This is a genomic window from Pelosinus propionicus DSM 13327 (assembly GCF_900114615.1).
GTDB lineage: Bacteria > Bacillota > Negativicutes > DSM-13327 > DSM-13327 > Pelosinus > Pelosinus propionicus.
On record NZ_FOTS01000004.1, the window covers coordinates 156,964 to 164,244 of the forward strand.

The following is a 7,281-nucleotide window of genomic DNA, read 5'->3' on the forward strand; positions in this document are numbered from 1 at the left end:
CGATATAAAAAATGTTGAGGCACTGCTGAAGCTTTCTTTTGCTCTGTTAATACTTTACGTATCCCAACGCTAATTATTATACCATGTACGCATAATAATAGCAATGAGCAGCAATAATTTCTTACTTACATCCAAAGAGTTACGTCTATTATTTACATTGCATTAAACCTTAAACTTCACAATTTCCATTTGAAGTTTCTCAGCTAATTGTGATAATGCATCACTGGCAATTGCAATTTCTTCAATAGATGCTGTTTGTTCCTCTGTTGAGGCAGATACTGTTTGGGTCTTGCTCGCAGTTTCATCACTAACTCCGCCTAGTACTTCCATGGATGATGCCACCTGCTTTGCTCCTGAAGCAATATCATGAATTGCAGCAACGGTTCTTTGAATTTCATCAGTCACATGATTTACTAATGTAGCAATTTCAACAAAGGTTTCTCCTGTTGCATTAATATTTTCGGTTCCTTGTTTTACCGCCAATGTACCTTCATCCATTGCATGAACCGCTTTTTCCGTATCTTGCTGAATTTCGCTAATCAGTTGTCTAATTTGCTCTGTAGCAGTTTCAGATTGCTCTGCTAATTTTCTTACCTCTTCTGCTACTACAGCGAAGCCTTTACCATGCTCACCAGCTCGTGCAGCTTCAATTGCTGCATTTAGAGCAAGCAAGTTGGTTTGATTAGCTATATTGGCGATTGTGCTTACAATTTGCCCTATTTCCTTAGACCGATCGCCCAATTTATCAACAAGGCCTGCTGAATTAATAACAGTTCTTTCAATATCATTCATCTGGCCAATCGTAGCTTTGATGGATATCACTCCATCCTCTGCTGCCTTTGCAGTCTGCTCAGATCGTTCTGCAGCCAACTTCGTATTATGAACAGCCTGCTGAACGCTCTGAGACATATGGCCAACGATTTCTTCTACTTGATTGGTTGTACTGCGCTGTTGATCCGCTGCAGCTGCCACTTCTGTAATGACTGCTGCGATTTGATTAGCTACTTCAGAAGACTGACTGGCACTTGCGGTTAATTCTTCTGAGGATGCTGACACTTGTTCTGTGGTTAATGCAACTTGACGAATAAGCTGAGCTAGATTCTGTGTCATGTCATTTACCGCACTCGCTAGTTCCCCTAGTTCATCTTTACTGCTGACTTCAATCTTCTGGGTTAAATCACCACCACTATTGGCAATCTCCCTTATTTTCATTATGATATTCTGCATAGGAGCTACAATTGTTTTGCGTGAGAATAAATATGCAAATACTAACGATATGATCATAAGAAGTACATTAATCATAAGAATGCCATTTATCTCACCAGCAATAGCTTTTTCTACATCGTCTATATAGACCCCAGAGCAAATAATCCATCCCCAAGGCTGAAATAATTTCACATAGCCCCGTTTCATAGAAGCCTCGGTCTCATTTGGCTTTGGAAACCAAAAGCTGCTGTAATAGCCTGATTCTTTATTCTGTAATGCTCCTTGTATATAATTCTTAACCATGTAATTACCCTTTGCATCCTGAGTATTGCTTCTATTTTGTCCTACCGTCTCAGGCTTAGTGGCATGCATAAGATTTATATATTGATCATTATCAATCCAGAAATAGCCATCGCTTCCATAACGCATTTTACTGACTGCTGTTTTTGCTCTTTCTTGTGCCTCTTGATCTGTCATTACACCCGACTTAGAAAGGGTGTAATAATATTCTACGGTGGAGTGTGCTATTTCTACATTATTTTTTATTTGTATATCCTTTTGCAAATAAATGTTTTCCTTTGTTTTAGGAATAATATAAAAACAACTTATGAGAATAAATAATATTGTAGGTATAACACTTAATAACATCAATTTTTTGTTTAATTTCATGCTATGATTCCTCTCCCATCGACTTGAAAAATATCTAGTTCATCAATCCACGAGGTAACTTTATTTTTACCAGTTATTTTACTTTGGTACATGGCACGATCTGCCTGCTGCAACAATTCAAAAATTGCATCACCATCCTCTGGAAAACAAGATATGCCAGCACTAAAGGTAATAGAATTTTCACTGTTCCCTCTTCCAATAAAGGTACTTTTCTCAATGCTTCTTCTTATTTTGTTTGCAAATGCTGCGGCCTTTTTTTTATTGGTATGCGGAACGAGTATTACAAATTCTTCTCCGCCAAACCTGCCTACTGAATCTGATTTTCTACAATTTTTCTTTAGAATTTGCGCAAAATCACACAAAAGCTTATCACCTAAAAGATGCCCATGAGTATCATTAAACATTTTAAAATTATCAATATCAATAAAAATGATACTCATTTCTTTCGAATAGCGCTTCGATAATGATAATGTTTTTTCTAAGACTGAATTTAAAGCGTTCTTATTATAAACTTGTGTTAAATCATCATACATCGCTTGCTGCTGTAGTGAATTAACTAATTTAACAATCTTTATGGCCTCACTTGCTTGTAATCCGAATATTTTTAATAAAAATATTTCCTGTTCCGAAAAAGGTTCTACCTTTTTTCTCATAACCGTGATCGCACCGGTACTGCTTTCTTTACCCTTTAAAGGTACGCACACTACAGATCGTATTCCTTCTTTACTAGCAAGCCCGCTAGTACTCCATTCTATCGATTGTAATATGTCACTATGTATATAAGGTTTACTTTCCGAAACAACATAACCAATTACCCCCTCTTCAAGACGAATTGGGGGCTCATTGATATAGCTTTTCGAAAGCCCATAACTTTTTACAATAGTAAGGTGTCCGCTTACAAGATTAAAATCTCTTATTACAACTGCATCAGCTCTTGTAATCGTAAGAGCTGTTTTCGCAATATATTCCCATATATCATCTACTCCATCGTAGTTCGTTAGGCGTTGTGAAATGAAAAATATCTTTTCAAGAATATCCTCACTTAGTAAGGTAGAAAGCATCTCTTACACCCCTAAATCTCCTATAGTCTAGAATTTTATATTTTCTAACTACTGCCCAAGCCCAGGGAAAATCTATGTTTACGATGGCAAGGAAGCTACAACACGCAAGACATCAAATTTTTTCTGCATCTGAAGTGTCATTAATAACAAGCTGCTCTTTATTAATTTCCTTAATATCTTGAAGGATCTCAAAAATATCACAAATGAGTTCGTCTAATTCCTTTCCAATACCACCGCTTCCTAAAGTCTCCTCTTCTTTCATAAAAAATCCCCCTCAATATAAAAAACTGCCAGGGTACATCAAATAAACATGATGCAACCTGGCAGTCATAGAACAATTGTATCGTTAGACCCAAGGCTTTGCGTCCCTGCTTTTCAGCAGGTTTGCTTATAATTCCAATTTATAGCGATTCATGCCGATTTAAGATGTATATGCGAGTTTTACTGACTGAAGGTATTTACTAAAAAGATTAGAATTACACTATTATTGGCTACCTTATAAGTATAGTCTAGTCGCAGGGGATATTCTATTATCTCTATAAGCTAAATTTCTAATATAAAAATATCCTAACATTATCCCTATAAGATATTTTTATGAACCATACTAATTTACTTTAATAACTTGATTTACGATATGCAATTTTAGCGCGACTCCGAGAGCGAGTCTTGTCTCAAATGAATCAAGAGAGACTCCTAATATTTTTTCAATACGCTGTTTACGAAAAACAACTGTTTTGGGATGCAGAAACATTTTTTCCGCAGTCTTTTTCAAATTAGAATGCTGCAAAATCTTTTCCAATGTGGTTACTAGGTTGGTTCCTTTTTCTTCATCATAACGAATAAGAGTCCCAATTTGCTCTCTAACATATTCCTCAGCACCTTCATTACCAATATTTTTAACTAATAACTGCAAAATTCCTAAGTCTTTATAATGAAAAACGCCCTGTTCCTTACCTTGACATTGTGCCGCTACGGTGGCACTCCATCCTTGCCAATACGTCTTTTTAACACTCGATATTCCAGTTTGTATATTGCTAATCCCGATAACAAGTTTTAGTTGAGGATCATATTCATAAACCTTCTGCAGCAAAGACTGAGCAAAAAGCATACTACTTTCTGCCGTTATGCTCTCACCGATTCGACCTTGATGTAACACACCTATATCATTTCTGCAATTCCATACAATGCAGGCTTTTTCTCCTCCCAGTACTTCAATAATATTATGTTGTTCTTTTTCCCTGCTAATAAAGTCTTTACTAACTAATAAACAACAAATGAGCGGGCGAGAAAAGTCCAATCCTAGCGTATGCATATAACCTTTTATTCTTTCATCTACAATGGTAGTTCCCATTACAATATCATTTAAGAAGTCACTCCTGCGTCTAAGTTCATAGGCTAAATGAAGCATTTTCTCAGTTTTCCTCTGAACTGTAATATCATGCAACGTACCCAGTGTACCTGAGATATCACCATATTCATTCCTTGTAAGTCTTGCATACACCTCGATCCAGCGAAATTCACCATTTTTAGTTGAATAACGAATCTCATATCGACTATATGACTTTTTCTCCTCAATAATGGCTTGAAACTGTTTATAATGGAATTCTTGATCATCTGTATACACATAATTCAAAAAGAACTTCCCGATACTTTCCTCTATGCTAAATCCCGTGATTTTTGTCCATGTGGGGCTTAAGAAAGTCCAGCACCCCGCTTTATCCGTCTGAAATATTACGCCTTTTACGTTATCTATAATTGCTTTATGCTTCTTCTCAAGGTACAGCAGCTTATTCTCGAGGCTATCTATATATTTTACTAATTCTATATTGCTCATCTTATACCGTTTTTGTATCTCTTTCTCAAATAATTTTTCATTTAATGGATTTTGAGATATTGAAGCATCTTGAGAGATCATCGTTTGATAGAAATAGGGGAATAGTACACTTTTTCTGATACCTAATTCACGCATAATTTTTTCATAGTTATGGTGTAAAATAGCTGCTTCACGTTTGAACTCTTCAGTAAGAACTTTTTTTGTATTTTCCAAAGATATGTCCCTCCCCATTGATACCATGTTTTTGAATCAGCAACCCGCTCCCAACGCTACATAAATCTCATTTTAATCCATCCTTTTATCTTTAGCCAAAAATCAGCCTTCCAGATATCTATAGTTCCTGTCTTTTTTTAATGCGGGATATTCCTGTTATTTATAATAGTATACTATCCTACCGTACTTTTCTATAGCTGCTTTTTTCGCTTGCGCTCACGTCACTATTTGAGGGATTGTAAAAAAAACTCTGCCTCCAGAGGCAGAGTTTTTTTTCAGTACATGAATTGCACTATACCTTAAACTTTTTGACAATCTCCATCATTTCGGTTGCTAACTGAGCTAATTTGGCTGCATTAGTATCTATCTCATGCATACCAGCAGTTTGTTCTTCAGCCGAAGCTGCGACAACTTCAGAACTTGCTGAAGTAGCATGGGCTACCGTTGTAATATTTTCTACACTGGCTACGACTGTCTGAATTCCCAGGGACGTCTCATGCATAGAAGCTGCTACATGTTCAATCTCATTCTTTACCATATCCATTTTTTCTATAATTACATCAAACCCTTTCTGCGTTGCAATTGCAGAACTTTTTCCCTTGTCAACTTCCTGGTTTGCTTTCTTTACAGTAGAAACGGCAAAAATGATATCATTGCCCATATTATCAATAATTTTAGCAATTTCATCAGTCGCGCCAGCACTTTGTTCCGCGAGCTTTCGTACTTCTTCAGCCACTACGGCAAAACCACGACCTGCTTCTCCTGCGCGCGCTGCTTCAATAGCAGCATTTAACGCTAAAAGATTGGTCTGGGCTGCAATGCTGTTAATTAAATCCACAATACCCTTTATCTTTATCGATCCTTGATCTAAGTTAGTGGTAACTGTCGTAATCTGATCCATAGAAGCAGTAATCGATTCATTTTGGGTAACGGTTTGTGATAGCAGTTCCATTGCTCTCGCCGCCTCTACTACAGCATTCTGAGCATTATTATTGGCCTCTGCTGTACTAGCATTGATTTCTTCTGAGCTTGCTGAGATTTCTTCCATCGTAGCTGAAATATTACTAATATTATCTGCATTCTGAGAAGAACCAGCAGCAATGTTGGTTACACTTTCAGCTACAGTTTCTACTGCTTTTAATTGTTCACTCACAGAATCACTTAATTCAATACTCGTTGAACTTAAGATTTGGCTGCTGTTTGTAACCTGGGAAACAAAACCTTTAAGAGATTTCTTCATCTCAATAACAATGTATCCCATATCACCAATTTCATCATTACGCGTAGGATAAACATCTTTACCTGTAAGGTTCAGATTACCCACCTCAGCTAATTCATTATTAATATTTTTAAGTCTTCTGGCCAGGTTTCTGCTATACCAAATAGCCATACAGACCACAATACAGGCTATAACGATGCTATAGATAAGAGCATTTGCTCCAGTAGCTGTTGCATCCTGCAGCACAGCATTGGCTCTTTCGCTTATGTATTTTTGCTGCTGGGTATCCAACTTACGAAATTGATCATCAATATCTTTTACTAAATTTCGCCCTTGTGTTGTGAGCTGTGTTAGATTAGGAGCATTTGCCTTCTTAGCTGCAATAACTTTATCACCTAATACTACATAATCATTTACTAACTTGGCGAGCAGAATTCCATCTTCTCTTGTATCTGCCACCTTGGAAGTATCGCTAAATTCTTTGGCTAATTCACTACTCTTCTTAATCTTTTCACGATATCCCTGCTCATAAACCGCACCATCAGGATAAAAGAGAAAACCTCGCATATCAAGCAATGCTCCCGTAAATTCTAAATGACCTGCCTTTACGAGATTAGCGCTTGTTACATTATGCTTCACCAATTCTTCGGTGGTCTGACCGCTTGATTTAAGCTTATAGACGGTGAACCCCAATACAGATACTAATAAAAATATAACGAGAATGAACATACAGGTAAGTTGCAATACAATCGGTAGCCTTTTCTTTTCCATTTATTTTCATACCTCCATTTAGATAAAAGTTCGAAAACTCTCTCTATTCTCTTTTTTCTAAATTTACCTATATTAAGTTATATTCTATACAAAATTACATAATCCTCCAATTATTACATGAATTGTCCATTATTTTGATCTAATTTGTCAGATTAAATCCTAACAAAAAACAAGAAAACCTCACGTTGTTAAAACGTGAGGTTCATTTTCGATTGGTGGGCGATGACAGGATCGAACTGCCGACATCCTGCTTGTAAGGCAGGCGCTCTCCCAGCTGAGCTAATCGCCCGAATTTGGTGACCCGTGGG

General features: G+C 36.9%; 5 protein-coding genes, 1 tRNA gene and 1 riboswitch. All 6 genes read right to left on the reverse strand.

Going from position 1 to position 7,281, the window contains the following annotated elements; all coding sequences use genetic code 11:
* Positions 1-162 precede the first annotated feature (162 nt).
* Complete coding sequence (locus tag BMZ99_RS03450) at positions 163-1,875, reverse strand: methyl-accepting chemotaxis protein (protein WP_090932963.1); 1,713 nt, start codon at positions 1,873-1,875, stop codon at positions 163-165.
* Complete coding sequence (locus tag BMZ99_RS03455; protein WP_090932965.1) at positions 1,872-2,936, reverse strand: sensor domain-containing diguanylate cyclase; 1,065 nt, start codon at positions 2,934-2,936, stop codon at positions 1,872-1,874. Before BMZ99_RS03455 ends, BMZ99_RS03450 begins: the two co-directional genes overlap by 4 nt.
* A 112-nt stretch (positions 2,937-3,048) precedes the next feature.
* Entirely contained in the window at positions 3,049-3,198 is a 150-nt protein-coding gene (locus tag BMZ99_RS26210; protein ID WP_175490468.1) for a hypothetical protein, read from the reverse strand.
* A gap of 49 nt (positions 3,199-3,247) precedes the next feature.
* A riboswitch (cyclic di-GMP riboswitch) is annotated at positions 3,248-3,335 on the reverse strand.
* Between the two features lie 205 nt (positions 3,336-3,540).
* Positions 3,541-4,983 (reverse strand): PAS domain S-box protein, encoded by a 1,443-nt coding sequence (locus BMZ99_RS03460; protein WP_245754795.1) that lies wholly within the window; start codon positions 4,981-4,983, stop codon positions 3,541-3,543.
* Between the two features lie 292 nt (positions 4,984-5,275).
* Positions 5,276-6,973 carry a methyl-accepting chemotaxis protein gene (locus BMZ99_RS03465; RefSeq protein WP_090932968.1) on the reverse strand — a complete coding sequence of 566 codons (1,698 nt, stop codon included), beginning with the start codon at positions 6,971-6,973 and terminating at the stop codon, positions 5,276-5,278.
* Between the two features lie 213 nt (positions 6,974-7,186).
* A tRNA-Val gene (locus tag BMZ99_RS03470) sits at positions 7,187-7,262 on the reverse strand.
* Between the last annotated feature and the right edge of the window lie 19 nt (positions 7,263-7,281).